This window comes from Streptococcus oralis, assembly GCF_023110435.1.
Taxonomy (GTDB): domain Bacteria; phylum Bacillota; class Bacilli; order Lactobacillales; family Streptococcaceae; genus Streptococcus; species Streptococcus oralis_CF.
Map to the genome: position 1 here is coordinate 762,456 of NZ_JALDWB010000001.1, position 21,529 is coordinate 783,984.

20 protein-coding genes are annotated in these 21,529 nt (G+C 41.2%); 3 read left to right on the forward strand and 17 right to left on the reverse strand.

Annotation, left to right across the window (positions count from 1 at the left end):
- Window positions 1-71: 71 nt before the first annotated feature.
- A complete protein-coding gene (gene pbp3, locus M1F97_RS03835; protein ID WP_247944247.1) occupies window positions 72-1,316 on the forward strand; it encodes a D-alanyl-D-alanine carboxypeptidase PBP3 in 1,245 nt (414 codons plus the stop codon).
- A gap of 40 nt (window positions 1,317-1,356) precedes the next feature.
- Here the strand turns inward: pbp3 and sdbB are convergent, their stop codons facing one another.
- The 9 genes from sdbB to M1F97_RS03880 all read right to left on the reverse strand — a co-directional run bounded on the left by sdbB (window position 1,357) and on the right by M1F97_RS03880 (window position 12,658).
- Window positions 1,357-1,902 carry a TlpA family protein disulfide reductase gene (gene sdbB, locus M1F97_RS03840; RefSeq protein ID WP_247944248.1) on the reverse strand — a complete coding sequence of 182 codons (546 nt, stop codon included), beginning with the start codon at window positions 1,900-1,902 and terminating at the stop codon, window positions 1,357-1,359.
- Window positions 1,903-1,914: 12 nt separating this feature from the next.
- On the reverse strand, window positions 1,915-2,622 hold the full coding sequence (gene ccdA2 / locus M1F97_RS03845; RefSeq protein WP_169446003.1) for a thiol-disulfide oxidoreductase-associated membrane protein CcdA2: 708 nt from the start codon (window positions 2,620-2,622) through the stop codon (window positions 1,915-1,917).
- A gap of 127 nt (window positions 2,623-2,749) precedes the next feature.
- Window positions 2,750-3,610: a methionyl aminopeptidase gene (locus M1F97_RS03850; protein WP_247944249.1), complete on the reverse strand. Its 861-nt coding sequence runs from the start codon at window positions 3,608-3,610 to the stop codon at window positions 2,750-2,752.
- Between the two features lie 15 nt (window positions 3,611-3,625).
- The gene (gene spxR / locus M1F97_RS03855; protein WP_247944250.1) at window positions 3,626-4,903 is read right to left on the reverse strand and encodes a CBS-HotDog domain-containing transcription factor SpxR; all 1,278 of its coding nucleotides are present in this window, start codon (window positions 4,901-4,903) and stop codon (window positions 3,626-3,628) included.
- Window positions 4,896-5,447: a GNAT family N-acetyltransferase gene (locus tag M1F97_RS03860; RefSeq protein WP_247944251.1), complete on the reverse strand. Its 552-nt coding sequence runs from the start codon at window positions 5,445-5,447 to the stop codon at window positions 4,896-4,898. The genes spxR and M1F97_RS03860 overlap by 8 nt, the downstream gene beginning before the upstream one ends.
- Before the next feature lie 15 nt (window positions 5,448-5,462).
- Window positions 5,463-6,722: a UDP-N-acetylglucosamine 1-carboxyvinyltransferase gene (locus tag M1F97_RS03865; RefSeq protein WP_093585086.1), complete on the reverse strand. Its 1,260-nt coding sequence runs from the start codon at window positions 6,720-6,722 to the stop codon at window positions 5,463-5,465.
- 176 nt (window positions 6,723-6,898) lie between these two features.
- The gene (gene pyk / locus M1F97_RS03870) at window positions 6,899-8,404 is read right to left on the reverse strand and encodes a pyruvate kinase (protein WP_169446000.1); all 1,506 of its coding nucleotides are present in this window, start codon (window positions 8,402-8,404) and stop codon (window positions 6,899-6,901) included.
- A gap of 64 nt (window positions 8,405-8,468) precedes the next feature.
- The gene (pfkA, locus tag M1F97_RS03875; RefSeq protein WP_169445999.1) at window positions 8,469-9,476 is read right to left on the reverse strand and encodes a 6-phosphofructokinase; all 1,008 of its coding nucleotides are present in this window, start codon (window positions 9,474-9,476) and stop codon (window positions 8,469-8,471) included.
- Window positions 9,477-9,556: 80 nt separating this feature from the next.
- Window positions 9,557-12,658 carry a DNA polymerase III subunit alpha gene (locus tag M1F97_RS03880; protein ID WP_247944252.1) on the reverse strand — a complete coding sequence of 1,034 codons (3,102 nt, stop codon included), beginning with the start codon at window positions 12,656-12,658 and terminating at the stop codon, window positions 9,557-9,559.
- A 165-nt stretch (window positions 12,659-12,823) separates the two neighbouring features.
- On the opposite strand from M1F97_RS03880, the gene M1F97_RS03885 reads away from it, so the two are divergent.
- Together M1F97_RS03885 and M1F97_RS03890 are read left to right on the forward strand one after the other, a co-directional pair.
- Window positions 12,824-15,097, forward strand: a complete 2,274-nt coding sequence (locus M1F97_RS03885; RefSeq protein WP_247944253.1) for a Xaa-Pro dipeptidyl-peptidase — start codon at window positions 12,824-12,826, stop codon at window positions 15,095-15,097.
- 16 nt (window positions 15,098-15,113) lie between these two features.
- Window positions 15,114-15,584 carry an arginine repressor gene (locus tag M1F97_RS03890; RefSeq protein WP_001043006.1) on the forward strand — a complete coding sequence of 157 codons (471 nt, stop codon included), beginning with the start codon at window positions 15,114-15,116 and terminating at the stop codon, window positions 15,582-15,584.
- A gap of 55 nt (window positions 15,585-15,639) precedes the next feature.
- Here M1F97_RS03890 and M1F97_RS03895 read toward each other — a convergent pair whose 3' ends face one another.
- The 8 genes from M1F97_RS03895 to rpoD form a co-directional block, all read right to left on the reverse strand.
- Window positions 15,640-15,813, reverse strand: a complete 174-nt coding sequence (locus M1F97_RS03895; protein ID WP_000502573.1) for a hypothetical protein — start codon at window positions 15,811-15,813, stop codon at window positions 15,640-15,642.
- Window positions 15,814-15,822: 9 nt separating this feature from the next.
- Window positions 15,823-17,133 carry a GTPase ObgE gene (gene obgE / locus M1F97_RS03900; protein WP_061416723.1) on the reverse strand — a complete coding sequence of 437 codons (1,311 nt, stop codon included), beginning with the start codon at window positions 17,131-17,133 and terminating at the stop codon, window positions 15,823-15,825.
- Window positions 17,134-17,203: 70 nt separating this feature from the next.
- Window positions 17,204-17,338: a DUF4044 domain-containing protein gene (locus M1F97_RS03905; protein WP_000863854.1), complete on the reverse strand. Its 135-nt coding sequence runs from the start codon at window positions 17,336-17,338 to the stop codon at window positions 17,204-17,206.
- Between the two features lie 43 nt (window positions 17,339-17,381).
- Window positions 17,382-17,573: a PspC domain-containing protein gene (locus M1F97_RS03910; RefSeq protein WP_001074503.1), complete on the reverse strand. Its 192-nt coding sequence runs from the start codon at window positions 17,571-17,573 to the stop codon at window positions 17,382-17,384.
- A gap of 22 nt (window positions 17,574-17,595) precedes the next feature.
- Window positions 17,596-18,912 carry a glycosyltransferase family 4 protein gene (locus M1F97_RS03915; RefSeq protein WP_247944254.1) on the reverse strand — a complete coding sequence of 439 codons (1,317 nt, stop codon included), beginning with the start codon at window positions 18,910-18,912 and terminating at the stop codon, window positions 17,596-17,598.
- Window positions 18,913-18,920: 8 nt separating this feature from the next.
- Complete coding sequence (locus M1F97_RS03920; protein WP_247944255.1) at window positions 18,921-19,964, reverse strand: glycosyltransferase family 4 protein; 1,044 nt, start codon at window positions 19,962-19,964, stop codon at window positions 18,921-18,923.
- A 111-nt stretch (window positions 19,965-20,075) separates the two neighbouring features.
- Window positions 20,076-20,405 (reverse strand): metal-sulfur cluster assembly factor, encoded by a 330-nt coding sequence (locus M1F97_RS03925; RefSeq protein ID WP_000331930.1) that lies wholly within the window; start codon window positions 20,403-20,405, stop codon window positions 20,076-20,078.
- A gap of 13 nt (window positions 20,406-20,418) precedes the next feature.
- A complete protein-coding gene (rpoD, locus tag M1F97_RS03930) occupies window positions 20,419-21,528 on the reverse strand; it encodes an RNA polymerase sigma factor RpoD (protein ID WP_000201892.1) in 1,110 nt (369 codons plus the stop codon).
- Window position 21,529 lies beyond the last annotated feature (1 nt).

Genomic DNA, 21,529 nt, shown 5'->3' on the forward strand with positions numbered 1-21,529 from the left:
TTCAAAAAGATAAGATGGTTTTACCATAAAAACGAGAATATTTTTTCGCTTTGTGATAGAATAAAACTACTATGAAGAAAATAATTTTATCCTTACTAACTCTTATCATTTTTGGCACAGCCATTCCTACTGTATCTGCGCAAGATTTTGATGTTGCTGCCAAGCATGCCATTGCTGTTGAAGCAAACACTGGGAAAATTCTCTACGAAAAAGATGCTACTCAAGCTGTTGAAATTGCCTCTATCACCAAGATTCTCACTGTCTACCTAGTCTATGAAGCATTGGAACAAGGGACCATTAGCCTATCTACCCCAGTTGATATCTCTGACTATCCATACCAACTCACAACCAATTCTGAGGCTAGTAATGTTCCTATGGAAGCGCGCAAGTATACAGTGGAACAATTATTGGAAGCAACTCTAGTATCAAGTGCCAATAGTGCAGCCATTGCTCTTGCTGAAAAAATTGCTGGTTCAGAGAAAGACTTCGTTGACAAGATGAGGGCGAAACTTCTTGAATGGGGTATCAAAGATGCTACTATTGTCAATACTACTGGACTTAATAACGAAACACTTGGAAATAATATCTATCCTGGTTCTAAAAAGGATGAGGAGAATAAGCTAAGCGCTTACGATGTTGCAATCATCGCTCGAAACCTCATCCGAGATTACCCTCAAGTTTTAGAAATCACCAAGAAATCTTCATCAACATTTGCTGGTATGGAAATTCACTCTACTAACTATATGTTGGAAGGAATGCCAGCATATCGAGGTGGAGTTGATGGGCTCAAAACTGGTACTACTGATAAAGCTGGTGCTTCATTCGTTGGAACAACTGTTGAGAAAGGGATGCGTATTATTACGGTTGTTTTGAATGCAGACCAACAAGATACCAACCCTTATGCACGTTTTACTGCTACTTCTGCACTTTTAGATTATATTTCTGCAAACTTTGCCTTAAAAACAGTCGTTCAGAAAGGTGAAGCATACAATGATAGTAAAGTAACAGTTCTTGATGGTAAAGAAGATAATGTGACAGCTGTCGCTAAGTCAGACATTTCCATCGTCCAACGCATCGGAAGCGGTACTACACCAGCCCTCCAATTCACACCAAAATCAACATCAGAAATGGCTCCATTGGAGGAAGGCAAGGTTGTTGGTACTCTAACCTATGAAGATCAGGATTTGATAGGCCAAGGCTACCTCACTTCAGAAAAACCATCTTTTGAAATGGTCTCTGAAAAGAAAATTGAAAAAGCCTTCTTCTTAAAAGTTTGGTGGAATCAATTCATCCGCTTTATCAATGAAAAATTATAAAAAAATCGCGATTCTTCGCGATTTTTTCGTATTCTTTAATTCATTTCATCTCTTTAAAAGCTGCTTCAGCATCTGCATTGCTAATAGCACCAAATTGGATTTTCCCGATTTTTCCTTGACTGTCAATCAAGTATTCTGTTGGAATACTACGAATTTGGTAGGCTTGGAAGGTAGTTGCCTTGGTATCATATAGAACTGGTATATCCTTATAGCCTTGTTCTTGGTACCATTTCGGAAACTCTTCAACTGTTTTTTCACCTTGTAGTCCTGGTGCAACGACACTTAGTATTTCAAAATCTCGATCTTGTTTTGCAGCTAATTCCATCAACTCTGGCATACTCTTTCGACAAGGACCACACCAAGAGGCCCAGAATTTCAAATAGACCTTTTTACCTTTATAGTCTGATAACTTGACTTCTTTGCCATCCATAGACTGCAAGGTGAAGTCTGGCGCATCCTTTCCTACTGCAATTTGTTGCACAGTAGGCTGTTTGGGACTTTCCGTTTGTTTGGTTTCTTTTTCGCCACAGGCAATCAATAAAAATAAAGACATGAGGCTCAATCCCGTAAAAATAACTTTTTTCATCTTTTTCTCCTTTTATCCAAGAATTCCTGACAAGGCATTTAACTGCCCTAGCATTAATAACAATCCCATCAAAACAATCAAAGCTCCCCCGATTTTCTTTAGTAGGATCATATGGGGTTTTAATTTACTAAAGTAGGGCATGATCCAGCCCGAAGCTAAGGCCAAAACAATGAAAGGAAGGGCCATTCCCAATGTGTATACTAATGTTAACACAGCTCCTTGCCAAGCACCATTGCCACCTGAAGCCGCCAGAGCCAAGACCGAACTTAAAACGGGTCCGATACAAGGCGTCCAACCAAAACTAAAGGTTATCCCAAGTAAAAAAGCTGATAGATAATGATTTGACTTTGATTGTTTGAAAGTGACTGTCTTTTGAACTTCCAGTTTATTAAAATGCAAGATTTCCATCTGGTGAAGCCCCAAAAGAATAATGACTGTCCCCATAGCATAACGAAACCAGTCAGCATAGAGCATGTGCCCTAGGAATCCAGCTCCAAATCCCAAAATAAAGAAAATGAGGGAGATGCCAGCAATAAAGCACAAGGTCCGAATTAAACCTGACCATGCAACGTCTCTTCCGAAAAATCGAAAGCTTTTCGAATTTCCCTGATCATCCAGTAAAATACCAGCATAGACTGGTAGCAAAGGGAAGATGCAGGGTGAAAAGAAAGACAGAATGCCGGCTAAAAAAACGGATACTAAAAATATAATAGATTCCAACGAATTACCTACTTTCACAAAATTCTAATCTTATTTTACTACAAAAGAAAAAATTTGTGACAACTTTGCTACGCTTGTCTATTTTATCTAAACTGAATATAAAAAAAGGAGCTAAGCTCCTTTCGTTTTAATACGTTCCTTCTTCGCCTTGACTGGTCAAGATAACAGGACCGTCTTTGGTAATCACGAACTGGTGTTCATATTGACAAGATAGGCCCCCATCGATGGTTTTATGAGCCCAGCCAGTCTTCATATCTGTATCAATTTCCCAATCTCCAGTATTGATCATGGGCTCAATGGTCAGCACCATTCCTTCACGGAGACGGAGTCCACGACCTGCAACACCATAGTTAGGGACCATTGGCTCCTCATGCATAGTTGGACCAACTCCGTGACCAACCAAATCACGCACTACACCATAACCACGACTTTCAGCGTATTCTTGAATTGCAGCACCAATATCGCCAATACGGTTTCCAACGACTGCTTGCTCAATCCCTTTGTACATAGCTTCCTTGGTTACGTCCATCAAGTTCTTCACTTTTTCAGACGGTGTACCGACCGCATAAGCCCAACATGAGTCAGCTAAACCGCCAGTATAACTTTGGGTGTATTTTTTCATTTGCTCGACATTATTAAAGTTGAGTTTTGACACATTGAGGTCGGATTTGGAAATCGGACCACCTAGAACCATGTCAACCTTGAGCAAATCGCCATCTTTCAAGATGTAGTGACGTGGAAAAGCGTGAGCTACTTCGTCGTTGAGAGAGCAACAAGTGGCATAGGGGTAATCCATGACTGCACCATCCACGCCAATCTGAAGTGGAAGGAAATTTTCCTCCTTACAACGTCGACGAACGTACTCTTCAACTTCCCACATATCCACGCCTGGCTTAATCAAATCACGTAAGCCGATATGGATACTCGCTAGGAAATCACCGGCCTTGTCCATGGCTTCGATTTCACGTGCTGATTTTAAAGTTATCATTTTTTCTCCTAGATTCTAATTGATTTTAACTGTAACATTTGCTTTTGATACAATCTGATGACCATGATAAATATCATAATCAATAATAGCCGAACGTCTTGTGTGATGTATAATACGAGCCTGAATTCGCAGAGTATCATCTATCTGCACAGCCTGCAAGAAGTAAATTAGCATCTGCTCGATGATGAGATTGCGTCTACTATTTGCCACCAAATCCTGTGTCATATGAGTTAAAATTTCAGCAAGAACACCATTTGCTAAAACCCCGTTTTTCTCAAGCATAAAGGGTTCAACTGTAATCACAACTTCGTCGTGATGATAAGACAACTTTTGTCCAATTTGCTCTGAAAAAGTCGGCAAAGCCGAAACTTGAGAGCGACTCATCTTATCCATGACATCTCGTCTCGTTACAACTCCGAGCAAAGTTTGATTGCTTCTCACGACTGGGACCATCTCAAAGTCTTCTGCTATCATCCGTTGACTGACGTTGGCAATATTGGTCGCTAATCCTGTCACGAAAATGCTGCGCGTCATCACCTTGTCAATCGTCGTGCTGGGGGATTTATCTCCTGCGTCACGCATGGTAACAACCCCGACAACCACTTGGTGTTGGTTAATGACCGGGAAACGACTACTTCTGTTCTTACGGACCAAGTCTAGATAATCTTTTACTGTGTCTGTTTCTCTCAAAAAACCATACTCATGGCTAGGACGATAGAGCTTTTCAACTGTCAGAATATCGGTTTTGATTTGCACATTTGAGAGAGCTCTATTGATCATGGTCGCTACTGTAAAAGTATCATGCTTACTTCTCAGAATTGGGATACCTTTTTTATTGGCTAGAGTCAATACATCATCTTGGACATGGAAACCTCCAGTCACAAGGACTGCATTTTCATTTTCTAGTGCTAAAAGTTGAATTCGAGTACGGTCACCAACAATCAAAAGGCCTCCATCATGGAGATAAGAGAGGATATTCTGCTCAGTCATGGCGCCAATAGAAAATTTACTAAACTCTCTCTCTAACCCTTCCTGACCAGCTAAAACTTCAGAGCTAGTCACTTCTGCAATCTCTGCATAGGTTAGCCTCTCAATAGCTACTTTCTGAGATTTGACACGAATGGTTCCACTACGAGGACGGGTTTCTACAATTCCACGATTTTCAGCTTCTTTGATAGCACGATAAGCCGTTCCATCACTAACACCCAAGTGATTGGAAATGCTACGAACACTGACACGTTTTCCTATTGGTAACTCTTCCAGATAACTTAAGATTTCTTGGTGTTTACTCACTGAATTCTCCTTTAACGTATCGAAATTCAAGGTAGTCTCTCATTTTACGAGTATAGCGGTCACTCCCCTTGAATTGGCGAAAGAGACTAAAACCTGCTTTCAAGGCAACTTTCTGACTAGCTTGATTCTCCAGATGAGTGATGATGGATAATTGTTTTAAACCAAATTCTTCAAAGGAAAGCTGACAAAGCTTGGTAACTACTTCTGTCATATAGCCTTGTGACCAAGAATCCTTTTTTAAGAAGTAACCAATTTCTGCTTCTTTTTTGATTTCATCAATCTTTTCAAATTTAATGGAGCCAATCATTTCCTGATCTCCTTGGAGACAAATTGCCCAAACACCTAGAGGAGCCTTCATAAAATAGTTAGCAAGTGCGTACTGACTTTCTTCCAAACTTGCTTGACTGGGAAAAATAAACTGCAGATTTTCCGGATTTGAAGCAATATCGTAAAACGCTTGACTGTCACTAAAAAAGAAAGGACGCAAATACAAGCGTTCCGTTTCAAAGAAAGAAAACATTGCTAATTTGGTCCAAATATTCATAATCACCTCAACGGCTTAGTCTTCGACGAGTGTAATATCTGCTCCAAGACTACGTAATTTTTCAATAATATCTGAGTAACCACGAAGGATAAACTCAATATTTGTAATTTCAGTCTGGCCTTGAGCCATCAAACCAGCGATGACAAGTGCAGCACCAGCTCGCAAGTCTGTAGCTTTCACCTTGGCACCATGTAGAACACGCCCACCAGTGTAGAAAATATGGTCATTTGTAGTCGTAATATCCGCATCCATTTTTGCTAACTCAAAGACATGGTTGACACGTTTTTCGTAAATGGTATCAATAATAGTTCCACGACCTTGAGCAGTTAGTAAAAGTGGCGTGATAGGCTGTTGCAAATCGGTTGCAAACCCTGGATAGGGAGCTGTTTTGATATTGATGGCCTTCAAATCAGACTGTTCTTCAACGAAGATACTATCCTCAGAGACCGTCATGCGAACGCCCATTTCCTCTAGTTTGGCGATAAAACCTTCTAAGTGTTCATAGAGAACGTTGTTAATACGAATTCCTTTACCAACTGCTGCAGCCAGTGAAATATAGGTTCCTGCTTCAATGCGGTCTGGAATGACTTGATGACGCGTCCCATGAAGTTGCTCGACACCATCAATGATGATAATATCAGTCCCTGCACCACGAATGTGAGCCCCCATGTTATTCAAAAGGGTAGCCACATCAATGATTTCTGGTTCACGGGCCGCATTTTCAATGACAGTACGTCCCTTAGCTTTTACTGCAGCAATCATGGTGTTAATCGTTGCACCAACGCTGACAGTATCCATGTAGATACTTGCGCCGTGAAGTCCCTTACCCTGAGCAGACAAATTCATATTGTCTCCCTCATAGCTGACCTTAGCTCCCATGGCTTCAAAAGCTTTTAAGTGAAGGTCAATCGGACGAGGTCCCAAATCACATCCACCAGGAAGTCCAACTGTAGCTTCACCAAAGCGACCTAACAGACTTCCATAGAAATAATAAGATGCACGAAGGCTATTGATCTTGCCGTAAGGCATTGGAATATTCTGAACACCTCTAGGATCAATCTCCAAAACATCATCGTAGCGTTTTACTTTCGCTCCCATGATTTCCATAATCTCTACAAGACTAGCAACGTCTGAAATATCCGGGACACAATCCAAAGTGACAACATCATCTGCCAGTATAATAGCAGGGATTAATGCTACAACACTATTCTTAGCACCGCTAATGGTGATCTCACCTTGCAATGGATGTCCACCATTGATGACAATTTTTCTCATGTTATACTCTTTCAAAATTTACTAAAAAGGTCTTTACATTCTATTATACCATAGTTCTCTTATTTTTCCCATTTCTGTTTAATAAAAATCTCTCTCTTTTTATCTTCTAAAATAGAAAAAAGACCCATCATACAAGCACAAAAGCTTGGTATGATAGGCTCTTTTAAAAGTTTAGATTAACGTACTGTACGGATACGCATTGTGTTTGTACGAACAGCTTCTCCAAGTGGCACACCTGCAACGATAATCATATCATCACCAGATTCTACCAAACCTTGTTCCACTGCAATCTTTTCAGCAAGTTCGAACATATCATCAGTGTTTGATGGACGTTCAGTTGTTACTGGGATAACACCCCAGTTCAACATCAATCCACGTTGAGTCAATTCATCGAAAGTGATTGCCAAAATATCTGCATCTGGGCGGTATTTAGAAATCAAGCGTGCAGTGTGACCAGTCTTAGTAAGGGTAACAATCAACTTGATGTTCATTGAGTTAGTTGCATCCTTAACAGCTGATGCCATAACTTCAGTCTTAGAATTACGTGCCAAGTTAACTGATGACAAACGACCGTATTCTTTCAAAAGGGTTTGAGCATTCTTGTCAATTGTTGCCATTGTACGAACAGATTCAAGTGGGTATTTACCGTTTGCAGACTCACCTGAAAGCATAGTCGCGTCAGTACCGTCGATAACAGCGTTAAATACGTCTGATACTTCTGAACGAGTGGCACGTGGTTTTTCAGTCATAGTTTCAAGCATGTTTGTTGCTGTGATAACAACTTTACCAGCTGCGTTAACTTTAGTGATGATCATTTTTTGGTAAACTGGAACCATTTCGAATGGTACTTCGATACCCATGTCACCACGAGCAATCATGATACCGTCAGCAGCTTCGATGATTTCATCCAAGTTGTCGATACCTTGTTGGTTTTCGATTTTAGCGAACAATTGAACATGCCCGTTTCCAGTTTCTTCACAGATTGCACGAACTTCATTCACGTCTTTTGCAGTACGTACGAATGAGATCGCGATGAAGTTAATACCTTGCTCAAGACCGAAACGGATATCATCGTTATCACGTTCAGCAAGTGCTGGGAAAGGAATTTTAGTGTTAGGGATGTTTACACCTTTTTGTTTAGCGATAATTCCGTCGTTTTCAACTTCAACTTCAAATTCACGAGTTGCATCGTCTTTAGCAACAACGCGAAGACCAAGTTTACCATCGTCAACCAATACTTGACGACCAACTTCAACATCGTCGTAGATATCAAGAGCACCCGCAACGTTCAAAGCAATCACTTCACGAGTTGATTTGATTCCTTGTTTAGTTGCAACACGGATTTTTTCACCGGTTTTGTATGAGTACTCTTTAGCTTCACCTTCGAACAATTCAGTACGGATTTCTGGTCCTTTTGTATCAAGAAGGAAACCAACTTTTTTACCTGCAAGTTTTTCAGCAAGTTTAACAGTTGCCATACGCTCACCTTGTTCTTGATGGTCACCGTGTGAGAAGTTGAAGCGGAAAGTGTTAGCTCCTGCTTCAATCAATTTAGCAATGTTTTTTGCTGAAGCTTCAACGTCAAGTTTTTCACCCCAGTATCCGTCATCACCGAATTTTTTACCACCACGGATTTCTACCGCAGGACCCAAAGTTGCAACGATTTTTACACGTTTATTCATGATTTGTGACTCCTTTATATAATTTGACCTTTTATGGTCATTTTACCAGATTAGTTAAAGTTGATTATGACAAGCTCTTGTTCAAGCTAGCAAGTCCAAGGTCAGCTTTGTGAGGGTTGTTAACAACGATTTTGCCATCAGCTGTTAGGCTGAACAAGGCTCCTTCTTCTGCTGTTCCAAGAATTGGATTTTCAACCATTTTCTCATTACGAATACCAACAGCGACACCACCGATTCCTTGTTTGAGGAGTTTAACAGCATGTGCTCCCAAGCGTGACGCCAAGACGCGGTCACGCGCAGTTGGTGAACCACCACGTTGGATGTGACCAAGTTCAGTTACACGAAGGTCACTAGTGTCTCCAGCTTCTTTTAGTTTTTGACCAAATTCAGCTGCTGACATAACACCTTCCGCCAAAACGATGATGTTGTGTTTCTTACCGTGTTCATAACCAGCTTTGATGCTAGCTACGATTTCTTCCATGTTGAAGCCTTCTTCAGGAATAATGATTTCATCGGCACCAGTAGCAATACCTGCCCAAAGTGCGATATCACCAGCGTTACGTCCCATTACTTCTACAACGAAAGTACGACGGTGACTTGATGATGTATCACGAATCTTATCAATCGCATCCATTGCAGTAGTAACTGCAGTATCAAATCCAATTGTGAAATCAGTACCTACGATGTCATTATCAATTGTGCCAGGCAGACCGATAGCTGGGAATCCATGCTCAGTCAAGCGCATAGCTCCGTGATAAGAACCGTCTCCACCGATAACTACGACACCTTCGATCCCGTGCTTTTTCAACTGCTCAATCCCTTTAAGTTGACCTTCGAGTTGTGCAAACTCAGGGTAACGAGCAGAGTGAAGGAAAGTACCACCACGTGAAATGATGTCTCCAACTGAAGCAGCATCAAGTGGATAGATTTCACCGGCAACCATCCCTGCGTATCCATCATAGATACCAAAGACTTCCATTCCTTCTGAGATTGCTTGACGAACTACTGCACGGATGGCAGCGTTCATACCAGGGGCGTCTCCACCGCTAGTCAAAACAGCAATACGTTTCATTTGGTTTTGCTCCTTTTTCTTTTAACATTCTTATTGATTATACCACATTTCATTTGAAAATTCTTCTATTTTTCGTATTTTTAGCGATAAATCGTTTTCATAGCAATTCCCTCTAATTTTTCCTGTAAAGCAGAGTCTTTTTTTACAAAATGACGGGAGGAAACAATTGTTTTTTCTTCCTCTACATACCTGATAATAACAGGAATGGGGCCTTTATATTGTTCCAAGATATTTGAAATCTCTTTATCGTTGTCGTGATTTTTAACTTGAATCCAGAATCGTTCAGCGACTGCTTCTTTCAAATCTTGTGCAATCATTTGCAGACGACCATCTCGGGATTGAACCTTGCCATTGATATAGTAGAATTTCCCTTCGGATAAAATGGAAGCGAATTTTCGATATTGGTCAGAAAATACAGTTACATCCAGTCTAGACTTACTGTCATGAACCTGTAGAAAGGCCATACTCTCGCCTTTCTTAGTTCGAATGACTTTTAGTTTTTGCACTTCAACTAGAAGAGTTGCTTGACTCCCCTCAGTGAGATTAACGATGGACGTTGTTGGATATAAAGCTTGTTTGGCAAGAGTTTGTAGAGGATGGGCACTGATTCCAACTCCAATCAGTTCCTGCTCCTTATAAAATTTTTCTGCCTCTGTAAAATCATCAGCCTCAGTCCAACTATAGTTTGCATCCGCAAAGAGTCCTCCTAACTCCTCAACAAAAACAAATAAGTTTGGTAGGTTCACTAAGATTTTCTGACGATTCTTGTCAAATTCATCAAAGAGCCCCAGTTCAACCAATGGAGTTAAAAGCGATAGTTTCTTGTAATTCTTAGGAAGACGTGTGACAAAATCTTCAATGCTTGAGAAGGGACGATTTTCAATAATCCAGTAAGACAAATCTCTTGGCATGCCCTTAATGGCTTTTAGACCAAGATAGATTTTCTTCTGAGCAATTTTATCATGATAGGGAATGCTGTTTATTGCTAAAGGCGCTACTTCAAAGCCCATCTGCAGAGCATCTACAATATAATCACTGCTAGAATAATTCAACATGACTTGAAAGAATATAGCAGGATAATGGGTTTTAAAATAAGCCAGTTGGAATGCTAGTGCTGAGTAAGCATAAGCGTGGGATCTATTAAATCCATAGCCTGCAAACTTTTCCATCACTGCAAAAACTTGGTTGGCTTTTTCTTCTGAATGCCCAAGTTTCATAGCTCCTGTAATAAAATCTTCCTTCATCAAATGCATCTCTTTAGCATTTTTCTTACCCATGGCTCGTCTGAGGATATCGGCTTTGCCAAGACTGAATCCTCCAAAGCGCTGAGCTACCTGCATGACTTGCTCTTGATAGAGCATAATACCGTAGGTTGAAGAAAGGATGTCTTCCAAGGCAGGATCCAGCACCGTCACCTTTTCTTTGCCATGCTTTCGAGCGACAAAGTTATCAATATAATCACTAGCACCTGGTCTGTTGAGGGATGTCGTTGCCACCACTTCTTCAAAGACTTGCGGCTGAACTCGTTTCAAGAGTCGAATGGCTCCTGGCTGTTCAAATTGGAAAATACCTTTAGTATTTCCAGCTGCAAAGAGAACCAGAGTGTCCTCGTCTTCCAGATCAATCTCTTCAATTTTCAGATGAATACCTTCTGATTCAGCAAGCAATTCCTGCATTTTTTGGACAAAAGTCAAGTTACGTAAGCCCAGGAAATCCATTTTTAGAAGTCCATTGGCTTCAACACCATGAGCATCATACTGGGTGATGAGCATATCCTCACCATATTTTAGAGGAATATAGTCCGTCAAATCTTGGTCACTCATAACGACCCCAGCTGCATGGGTAGAGGTCTGACGAGGATACCCTTCAATCTTTCGAGCAATCTCAAAAGCTTTTTGGTATTCAATCTTGCTATTGATGACCTGCCTAAACTGTAAATTCTTTTCATAGGCCGTGGTTAAGGTATCTCGAAAACTGATCTTTTTCGTAATATTGGTTAATTCATACTCTGGAACACCATATCGTTTGAAAACATCACGAATTGCCTGTTTTGCTCCAAAGGTCGAATAAGTGACAATCTGCGCCACATGTTGGCTGCCATAGCGATCACGAACATAGCGAATGAACTCTGGTCTATAGAGGTCAGGAATGTCAATATCAATATCAGGCATGGTGTAACGCTCACGATTTAAAAAGCGCTCAAAAATCAGGTTCTTTTCAACCGGATCAATCCCTGTGATATCAAGTGAGTAAGCCACCAGACTACCAACAGCAGAACCACGCCCCATTCCCATATAGTAGCCTTGGGAACGTCCAAAACGGAGCAAATCCCAAACTACAAGAAAATAGTCGTCAAATCCCATATCATGAATCACAGCTAATTCCTCATTCAGCCGCTCATGATAAATAGCTGAGGTTAGCCCCCTGTCACTCAAGCCTTGCTCAGCTCTCTCTCTAAGTTCTTCTACCGCAGGCCTTTCAGGGTTAAAGCGAGGAAGTTTTAAACTTGGATCAAGTTGGTAGCTTACATTCTCTATCAAGCCTTGGAGATTAGAAAGTGCCTGAGGGAAGCGATTCATAAAACGTGCTTCCAAGTCTGTGGCAGGTAAAAAAATCCCTTGTTGTGAATGCACATCCACTTCTCTCAGGCTGACATTGTCCTTGACTGCTGACAAGATTTGTAAAACCTGTAGGTCTTCTTTTTCAAAAGAGTTGACCTGATAGAGTGGAAGAATGGGTCTGGTAAAGACCTCTTGAGGAGTATCTGGACTGACACCGATAAAATAATCATGGCCTAAATCCAGCTGATCGATTCCATCAAAATAAGGAACAATAATGGCAACATCTTCGAGGTGGGTGGTGAAGTCAGACCAATTTTTTCGTCCAGTCATTTTTAAAGTGGATAACTTCATCAACTCTTGGTAACCTTTAGTAGACAGAGCTAGAAAACGGAAAGAAAGCGCCTTCTCGTCTATAATCAAGGTCATTTCAAGACCAATTAAAGGTTGGATGCCCTGCTTACGAGTCACTTCTAAAAAGTGATAGGCTCCATAGAGATTATCCACATCCATGATAGCAAGGTGAGAATAGCCATACTCTTTAGCTGTTTGTACATATTTTTCAATCGAAACCACACTTTCCATAAAACTGTAAACAGTCTTGGTGTCGAGCTGTGCAATCATTTCATCTCCTCCTTGCTTTAGATATAGTACTATTATACCATTTTAAAAACTAGAATGAAAAGCTAGAGAACATTCCTTTTAAAGTGACTTCATCACAGGTCAACAATATCTTTTTTACCTTATTTTTGATATACTAAATTTAGAATATTTTCAAAGGAGAGCGCCATGCGTTTTAATCAATTCAGCTACTTGCCTGTTTCTCATTCGCAAGTTTTACGCGAGTTATCTCAGCTTGGTTTGAAGCTGGTACCAGGGCAAGCATCAAAAAAACAACTTGAACAATTTGTCCGCTGGAGTTTTTTCACTTATGCGAACACCGATTATGCTCTATCCACTTTAGCTGTGGATAAAGAAACGGACCTTTTGAGCTTCTTTCAGTCTGATAAAGAGTTGACTGCTGATATTTTCTATACTGTAGTTTTTCAACTTTTAGGATTTAGCTATCTTGTTGACTTTGAGGACGCCGAACAATTCCGTAAAGAAACTGGGTTTCCTATTGCTTATGGGGATCTCATTGAAAATCTTTATCAATTGCTAAATACGCGAACTAAAAAGGGAAATACCCTCATCGACCAGCTTGTTAGTGATGGGCTTATTGCAGAAGATAATCACTACCACTACTTTAACGGTAAGAGCTTGGCAACCTTCTCTACTCACGATGTCATTCGTGAGGTCGTCTATGTCGAGAGCTGTGTGGATACTGATAAAGACGGTCTCCCTGACTTAGTCAAGGTTAGTATTATTCGCCCAAGTTACGATGCTCAAGTACCTGCTCTTATGACTGCCAGCCCTTATCACCAAGGAACCAACGACAAAGCCAGTGACAAGGCTCTCTACAAAATGGAAGGGGAGCTTGAGGTCAAACCGCCCCACACCATTGAACTTGAGGAACCTAAGCTGAATGTCGTCGAACCTCATGGTCAAGCAGAAGTCGTCACAGAAGCTGAAGAAAAGCTATCTCATATCAATAGCTCATATACCCTAAATGACTACTTCCTCCCACGTGGATTTGCCAATCTCTATGTATCGGGCGTTGGAACCAAAGACTCTCAAGGTCTCATGACCAATGGGGACTACCAGCAAATTGAGGCCTATAAAAATGTCATTGACTGGCTCAATGGCCGTTGTAGAGCTTTCACGGACCACACGCGCAAGCGCCAAGTCAAGGCTGACTGGTCAAACGGAAAAGTCGCAACAACAGGTATTTCCTATCTAGGTACCATGTCCAATGGTCTCGCGACCACAGGTGTTGATGGCTTAGAAGTGATCATCGCAGAAGCAGGTATTTCCTCTTGGTATAACTACTATCGTGAAAATGGTCTGGTGACTAGCCCTGGTGGTTATCCAGGTGAGGATTTTGACTCACTTGCTGAATTGACCTACTCCCGCAATCTCCTAGCTGGTGACTATATCCGTGCTAATGAAGCTCATCAAGCGGACTTAGAAAAAGTAAAAGAGCAACTGGATCGCAAGACTGGTGACTACAATCAGTTTTGGCATGACCGCAACTATCTGCTCAATGCTCACAAGGTTAAAGCTGAGGTAGTCTTTACTCATGGTTCTCAGGATTGGAACGTTAAACCACTTCACGTATATCAGATGTTTCATGCCCTCCCAGCTCATCTTCACAAGCATCTCTTTTTCCATCATGGTGCCCATGTCTATATGAACAACTGGCAGTCAATTGACTTCCGCGAATCCATGAATGCCTTGTTAAGTAAGAAATTGTTAGGACTTGACTCAAGCTATCAACTCCCTACTGTCATCTGGCAGGACAATACTGCACCGCAAACATGGCATAGTCTCGATGACTTTGGCAAGCAAGATGAACTGCATACCTTCTCTCTTGGAACTGAAGAAAAGGTGATTCAAAACCAGTATGATCAAAAAGATTTTGATCGTTATGGCAAGACTTACCAGACTTTCAATACAGAACTTTACCAAGGAAAAGCCAATCAAATCACCATTGACCTTCCAGTAACTCAAGACATTCACTTAAATGGTCGAGTGGAGCTGAAACTTCGTGTCAAATCAAGTACAAACAAGGGCTTATTATCTGCTCAACTGCTGGAACTTGGACAAAAGAAATATCTACAGCCTTATCCAGCTGTTTTAAGTGCTAGAACCATTGACAACGGTCGCTACCACATGTTAGAAAATCTCTGCGAACTGCCATTTACTCCAAGCGCCCAACGTGTCATCACCAAAGGCTACCTTAATTTACAAAATAGAAATAACTTACTGTTAGTGGAGGATATTACTACAGATGAATGGATGGATGTGCAATTAGAGCTGCAACCAACTATTTACAAACTGAAAAAAGGTGACACACTTCGCCTTGTTCTCTATACTACCGACTTTGAAATCACTGTCCGTGATAATACAGACTATCACTTAACAGTCGATCTCACACAATCCTCCATCACCATCCCCTCATAAAAGGAGTCAGCCTCATATGAATAAATCTGAACATAGACACCAACTCATCCGTGCACTTGTAGCTAAAAATAAGATTCATACACAGGCAGAGTTGCAAGCTTTACTAGCTGAAAACGACATCCAAGTCACACAGGCTACTCTCTCACGCGATATCAAGACTATGAACCTTTCAAAGGTTCGCGAAGCAGATCATTCTTACTATGTTTTAAATACTGGTTCCATCTCCAAATGGGAAAAACGCTTGGAAAACTATATGGAAGATGGCTTGGTCATGCTACGCCCTGTCCAACATCAGGTTGTCCTCAAAACCTTGCCAGGCCTTGCCCAATCGTTTGGAGCTGTTCTCGATGCTCTCAATTTTAAACAAATCATTGCTACCGTATGTGGTGATGATGTCTGCCTTCTTATCTGTGAAAACGCTGAAGAAGCACAGACTTGCTTTGAAATTCTTAAAAAATTTGCGCCACCATTTTTCTTCAATGACTAAAAAATTCCCCGTGATGAATACAATCACGGGGTTCTGTTTTATCAATGTTGATAGGCTATTTTTCTTCTTTATCAGCCTTCTCATTGCCTTTTTTTTCTCGTGCCAATCGAAGAGCACGTTTAGGGTTGAGACGATTAAACAATTCTTCTAGTTTCTTTTCATTCCACACATCTGCTGCAGAAACAAAATTTCCATCTGCATCTCGGAATGATATCGGTTTATCTCCCATATCGATCTCCTAGTCTACAAATTCAAACTCAAATTTACCAATTCGTACCAAGTCTCCATCCTTGGCTCCACGCGCACGAAGGGCTTCGTCAACCCCCATACCACGTAACTGGCGAGCAAACTTCATGACAGACTCATCACGGTCAAAGTTGGTCATGTTAAAGAGTTTCATGAGTTTTTCACCAGAAAGCACCCATGTCGCATCATCATCGCGGCTAATTTCAAAGGCTTTTTCTTCCTCATCAAAGCCATAGTAAGCTTCTTCTTCCATATCAGACTCATCATAGAGCAAAAACTCAGGAGTCTTATCCAACAATTCAGCTGTCGCATCCAAAAGGGGCGCCAAACCTTGCTTAGTCAAACCAGAAATAGGGAAGATTGCTGGAAGTTCTTCAAACTCATCGTAGTTTGCTGCTAATTTTTTCTTGAAGGCTTCAAGATTTTCCTGACTTTCAGGCATGTCCATCTTGTTGGCTACAATAATCTGCGGACGCTCCATGAGACGAAGGTTGTATGATTCCAATTCTTTATTGATAGCAAGATAATCTTCGTAAGGATCACGTCCTTCGCTAGCAGACATATCGATGACATGGAGGATAACTCGAGTGCGTTCGATATGACGGAGAAACTGGGTTCCAAGACCAACACCCTGACTAGCCCCTTCAATCAAACCTGGTAAATCAGCTACTGCAAAGGATTCACCTGACTGGGTACGAACCATACCTAGATTTGGCACAATCGTTGTAAAATGATAAGCACCAATCTTTGGTTTGGCTGAAGTGATGACACTAAGCAGAGTTGACTTTCCAACAGATGGGAAACCGACCAAGCCGACATCCGCTAGAATCTTCAATTCCAGTTGCAACTCACGTTCTTGACCTGGCTCCCCATTCTCAGAAATCTCAGGTGCAGGATTTTTTGGTGTCGCAAAACGGATGTTTCCTCGACCACCTCGACCACCATGAGCCACGATAAATTCTTGACCATGTTCAATCAAGTCTGTAATCACTTTTCCTGTTTCTGCATCACGTACAGTCGTTCCTTGTGGTACACGAACACGAAGATCTTCTGCACCACGTCCATGCATTCCTTTAGTCATCCCTTTTTCACCGGATTCAGCCTTGAAATGACGGTTATAGCGGAAATCCATCAAGGTACGCAAGCCTTCGTCTACAACGAAAACAACGTTACCACCACGTCCGCCATCGCCACCCCAAGGACCGCCATTCGGGACATACTTTTCACGGCGAAAGGCAACCATACCATCGCCACCATTACCAGCCTTGACCTTGATCTTGGCTGTATCTAAAAACATACTCATATTTTCTTCTCACTTTAAAAAGGACTGGAAAATCCAGTCATTAGTTATTGTTCCTATCTTAGCAACTTGCTTAGAATCTGCTAAAAGCTCCAAGCGCTGTCGCAAAGATACCAGCAAGAGTTACAAACAACATAATTAGCACGACAAAAAGCGTTACTTTTTCAAACATTGTTTTTTTACGTTTTCCATTATCTCCAAAAGCCATCTGGACTCCTTTTTATTTCTCTTTGTTCTATTCTGATTCTCTTTTAATATTCGCTAGAAACAGGCGCAATTACCCATAAAATCAAGTAAGCAAGTACCCCTGCCCCATAACAAAAGGCAAGAACGCCCCAAATCACACGGACAATAGTAGGGTCAATATCAAAATAGTGGGCTACACCTGCGCAAACGCCTCCAATTTTTTGATCTCTACCACTTCTCATAAATTTTTTTGCCATATTTTATTCTCCTATATTTTTACTAATCTCTCCAGTAATCTCGGATGCTAGACAACTGCTTTTTAGAAGCCTTTAATATTCGTTTAGACTCTTTAACCGGAGCTGAAACAGCCTGCTGAGGTAGGTACAAAATAGTTTTTAAGAATCGCTGTGTCATAGGCTCATCTCCACGTAGTTCCTGCTCAAATTTATTTGAAATCATCGCATCGAGATAAAACTCATGAACTCGCTTCCCAAAATTCTCAGCCGAAATCTCATACAACTTATCCGCCAACTTTTGTTCAGACATATCAGGAGTAGCTATCAAGGCTTCGAGGATAGCGCCCGCAAGCTCTCGTTCTCCATAATAAAGTGTTCCAAACATTTTGTCACTGATCAGATTATCCAGATAAGGATTGCCATGAGCGATGACAGGCGTTCCACTGGCTAGACTCTCTAGATAAGTCAAGCCTTGGGTTTCACTAGTGGATGCAGAGATAAAGAAATCAGCCGCTTTATAGTATAAGGCTGTCTCACTTGGAGCAATCATACCAGTAAAAATCACATGATCTTGGATCTGCAATTTCACTGCTTGTTCCTTCAGACTGTCCAGATAAGGGCCGTCACCTGCAACAACAAGTTTCACCTTGTCTTCTTCTTTCAATACCTCAACAAAGGCATCTAGGACTGCTTGGATATTCTTCTCATAAGAAATACGCGAAAGGCTCAGCAGCATTTTCTCGCCTTCCTGAATACCTAACTTCGAGCGAAGCTCTAGTAAGTTTTCCTCTTTGATCTCAGGTCGTTCAAACTTAGCCAACTCAATTCCAGTTGGGATGACACGCTTTTCAACCTTGACTTTGTATTTAGATAAAAGGTCACGAACAATCTCACTAGGGCAAATCACGCCATCTACATCATGAAGGAAGCCACGCACCAAATATTTTACCATACTCGGACGAATTAGCATGCCCTTAGCAATGTAATGCACATAGTCTTCATACTGGGTATGGTAGGTATGAATAACTGGAATTTTCAATTCTCTCGCAATCCAAATCCCTAACAAACCAAGAGAAAATTCTGTCTGGGTATGAATGATATCCAGCTGATACTGTTTGGCAATTTCAAGCGCCTTTGTAAAACCTCGGTAAGCAAATCGTCGATCCTTAAACGCAAAGAAAGGGACACTCGGAATGCGAATAATTTGCCAATCCTCGTATCGGTTCACGTCTTTATCAGTCGTTGTAAAGATAAAAACTGCATGCCCTTGCTTCTCAAGCTCAGTTTTCAAAGTCCGAATACTGGTCGCAACCCCAGAAACCTGAGGGAAATAGGTGTCAGTAAATAAACCAATTCGCATAGATTACCTCACTTCTTGCCTAGAGCTGCCTGTTCCTTATAGAACTTCAACCAGATTTCCAACAAATGCTCCTCAGAGTACTCTTTGGAGATCTCACGAGCTTTTTCTTTCAAGTCTTTCAACTTTTCAGGATGATCTTTGTATTCGAGAATGGCTTCTCTCATCTCTGAAACATCACTTGTAGCACGATAATTCCCTTCAAGGATGACCTTGTATAGATCTAAATCCCTTAGCATAATCGGCGCTTCACAACTTGCTGCCTCTAAGATGGTCATAGGGAATAATTCATTGTAACTTGGTAGCAAGAAGAGATCCGCTAAAGCATAGAGCTCTCGCATTCGCTCTGGAGGAACAATACCTGGAAAAATTAGATTTTTAGGTGGATTGTCCATGATTTTTTTATAGCGTTCATAACCATCTGTCATCCCACCAAATGAAAAACCACCTGCCCAGATAAAGGTAATTTCTGGCAATTCCTCCGCAAGGCGGATAAAGTCATCAATTCCTTTACGTTTCTGAACCTGACCTGCACCGACTACGATGAACTGATCTTCAGCTAAATCCATTTCCTGACGAAGTTTTGCTACTTGGTCAGCTGGCAGTGGATGCCATTTTTCCTTATTTACAAAGTTTGGAATATAGGTTACTTTTTCACGTGGAATACCAGCTGCCACCAAATCCTCGATAAACATGGGATTGACCACCACCAAGTGTTCCATTCGGTTGTAAAATGAAAAAACATAGCGTTTGATAATTCCCTTTAAGAAAAATGGAATTTTCAAACTCCCCTCAAGCGTATCAGGCAAAAAATGCACATAGCCAATTTTTCTCCCAGATCGCTTCTTTTGGAATGTAGATAAATAATAAGGGAAATCAATGGTATGAAAGTGAGTTACATCTGCCTCAACAGGAAGATTCTCCGTAACAATTAACTGATCTTGGGCATCACGATGTAGGAGACGTACCAACTCACGGTAGGCTCCTGATACTCCCTGACCAGCCACTTTTTCACTTGAACTTAGCATATTAATACGCAATTTTTCATTTTCCATACCATTCATTATACCATTTTATTTCCAGAAAATCAGCAAAAGAAAGAAGAGACCAGAGGAAAAAGAGGAATTTACCCTATTTTCCAATCGTCTCTCATATTTTTCTACTGTTTATTTAATTCCTAGGGCGATACGTGCGTATCGGCTCATTTTTTCAACCGTCCAAGCTGGATACCAGACCAATTTAACTTCGGTATTGGTTACTTCAGGCACATCTGTCATCGCATCATGTATCTGGTCTGTCAAAAGGTCAGCCAGTGGGCAGCCCATAGTTGTCAAGGTCATATCAATTTCAGTGTGACCAGTTTCACCATCAAAACGAATTTCATAAATCAAACCTAAGTTGACAATATCAATTCCCAACTCAGGGTCGATGACCTCTTCCAAGGCATTTAAAATGCGGGTTTTGATCGTTTCAATTTGCTCTTCTGTATAAGCCATGTTCATCCTCACTCTAATCTTCAATAAAATCACGAAGGGGTTTACTGCGACTTGGTTGACGCAATTTTCTCAAAGCCTTGGCCTCAATCTGACGGATACGTTCACGAGTCACGTTAAAGACTTTACCAACATCTTCAAGAGTACGCATTTTCCCATCGTCCAAACCGAAACGAAGGCGCAGAACGTTTTCTTCACGGTCTGTGAGAGTATCCAAGACTTCATCCAACTGCTCACGTAAAACGATACGAGTTGTGTAGTCCACAGGATTTTCAATCACTTCGTCTTCGATAAAGTCCCCAAGATGACTATCGTCCTCTTCACCAATCGGTGTTTCAAGTGATACTGGTTCTTGGGCGATTTTCAAGATTTCACGCACCTTGTCAGGTGTCATATCCATACGCTCAGCGATTTGTTCAGGAGTTGGATCTTGACCCAATTCTTGAAGGAGATTCCGCTGTTCACGAACAAGCTTGTTAATCGTTTCAACCATGTGAACAGGAATACGAATGGTACGAGCCTGATCAGCAATGGCACGAGTGATTGCCTGACGAATCCACCAAGTTGCATAAGTAGAAAACTTAAAGCCTTTTGAATAGTCAAATTTGTCAACAGCCTTCATCAAGCCCATGTTTCCTTCTTGAATCAAATCAAGAAACTGCATGCCACGACCTACATAGCGCTTAGCGATCGAAACCACCAAACGAAGGTTGGCTTCCGCAAGACGTTGTTTGGCTTCGATATCACCAGCTTCAACTGCTAAAGCCAATTCTTTTTCTTCTTCGTTAGTCAAGAGAGGAACGACCCCGATTTCCTTCAAATACATACGGACTGGGTCATTAACCTTGGCAGAGGTTGAGCCAATCAAGTCCTCATCACTGAGTTCTGGTTCTTCTTCTGCACTAAGAACACGCGCACTTGGATTTCCTTCGTTATCTGTGATAGAAATTCCAGCATCCTGAATCCGTTGCAAAAGGTCTTCAATGCCGTCTGCATCTAAGGTAAAAGGAATAACCAGACTTGAATTGATTTCGTCATCTGTTGCTGTTCCTGTTTTTTTGTGGTTACGGATAAAGTCTGCTACTTGCACATCAAATGTGGTTACTTCTTTTTGTTTTGTTGCCATT

What these genes read in the sequence shown, in the direction of transcription:
- M1F97_RS03925 (WP_000331930.1), bottom strand. Translation starts at nt 20,405, where the DNA reads ATGGCTTATACAGAAGAGCAAATTGAAACGATCAAAACCCGCATTTTA.
- M1F97_RS03865 (WP_093585086.1), bottom strand. Translation starts at nt 6,722, where the DNA reads ATGAGAAAAATTGTCATCAATGGTGGACATCCATTGCAAGGTGAGATC.
- sdbB (WP_247944248.1), bottom strand. Translation starts at nt 1,902, where the DNA reads ATGAAAAAAGTTATTTTTACGGGATTGAGCCTCATGTCTTTATTTTTA.
- pbp3 (WP_247944247.1), top strand. Translation starts at nt 72, where the DNA reads ATGAAGAAAATAATTTTATCCTTACTAACTCTTATCATTTTTGGCACA.
- M1F97_RS03905 (WP_000863854.1), bottom strand. Translation starts at nt 17,338, where the DNA reads ATGGCTTTTGGAGATAATGGAAAACGTAAAAAAACAATGTTTGAAAAA.
- M1F97_RS03910 (WP_001074503.1), bottom strand. Translation starts at nt 17,573, where the DNA reads ATGGCAAAAAAATTTATGAGAAGTGGTAGAGATCAAAAAATTGGAGGC.
- M1F97_RS03920 (WP_247944255.1), bottom strand. Translation starts at nt 19,964, where the DNA reads ATGGAAAATGAAAAATTGCGTATTAATATGCTAAGTTCAAGTGAAAAA.
- M1F97_RS03890 (WP_001043006.1), top strand. Translation starts at nt 15,114, where the DNA reads ATGAATAAATCTGAACATAGACACCAACTCATCCGTGCACTTGTAGCT.
- M1F97_RS03860 (WP_247944251.1), bottom strand. Translation starts at nt 5,447, where the DNA reads ATGAATATTTGGACCAAATTAGCAATGTTTTCTTTCTTTGAAACGGAA.
- M1F97_RS03915 (WP_247944254.1), bottom strand. Translation starts at nt 18,912, where the DNA reads ATGCGAATTGGTTTATTTACTGACACCTATTTCCCTCAGGTTTCTGGG.
- pfkA (WP_169445999.1), bottom strand. Translation starts at nt 9,476, where the DNA reads ATGAAACGTATTGCTGTTTTGACTAGCGGTGGAGACGCCCCTGGTATG.
- M1F97_RS03880 (WP_247944252.1), bottom strand. Translation starts at nt 12,658, where the DNA reads ATGATTGCACAGCTCGACACCAAGACTGTTTACAGTTTTATGGAAAGT.
- M1F97_RS03885 (WP_247944253.1), top strand. Translation starts at nt 12,824, where the DNA reads ATGCGTTTTAATCAATTCAGCTACTTGCCTGTTTCTCATTCGCAAGTT.
- M1F97_RS03895 (WP_000502573.1), bottom strand. Translation starts at nt 15,813, where the DNA reads ATGGGAGATAAACCGATATCATTCCGAGATGCAGATGGAAATTTTGTT.
- pyk (WP_169446000.1), bottom strand. Translation starts at nt 8,404, where the DNA reads ATGAATAAACGTGTAAAAATCGTTGCAACTTTGGGTCCTGCGGTAGAA.
- rpoD (WP_000201892.1), bottom strand. Translation starts at nt 21,528, where the DNA reads ATGGCAACAAAACAAAAAGAAGTAACCACATTTGATGTGCAAGTAGCA.
- M1F97_RS03850 (WP_247944249.1), bottom strand. Translation starts at nt 3,610, where the DNA reads ATGATAACTTTAAAATCAGCACGTGAAATCGAAGCCATGGACAAGGCC.
- obgE (WP_061416723.1), bottom strand. Translation starts at nt 17,133, where the DNA reads ATGAGTATGTTTTTAGATACAGCCAAGATCAAGGTCAAGGCTGGTAAT.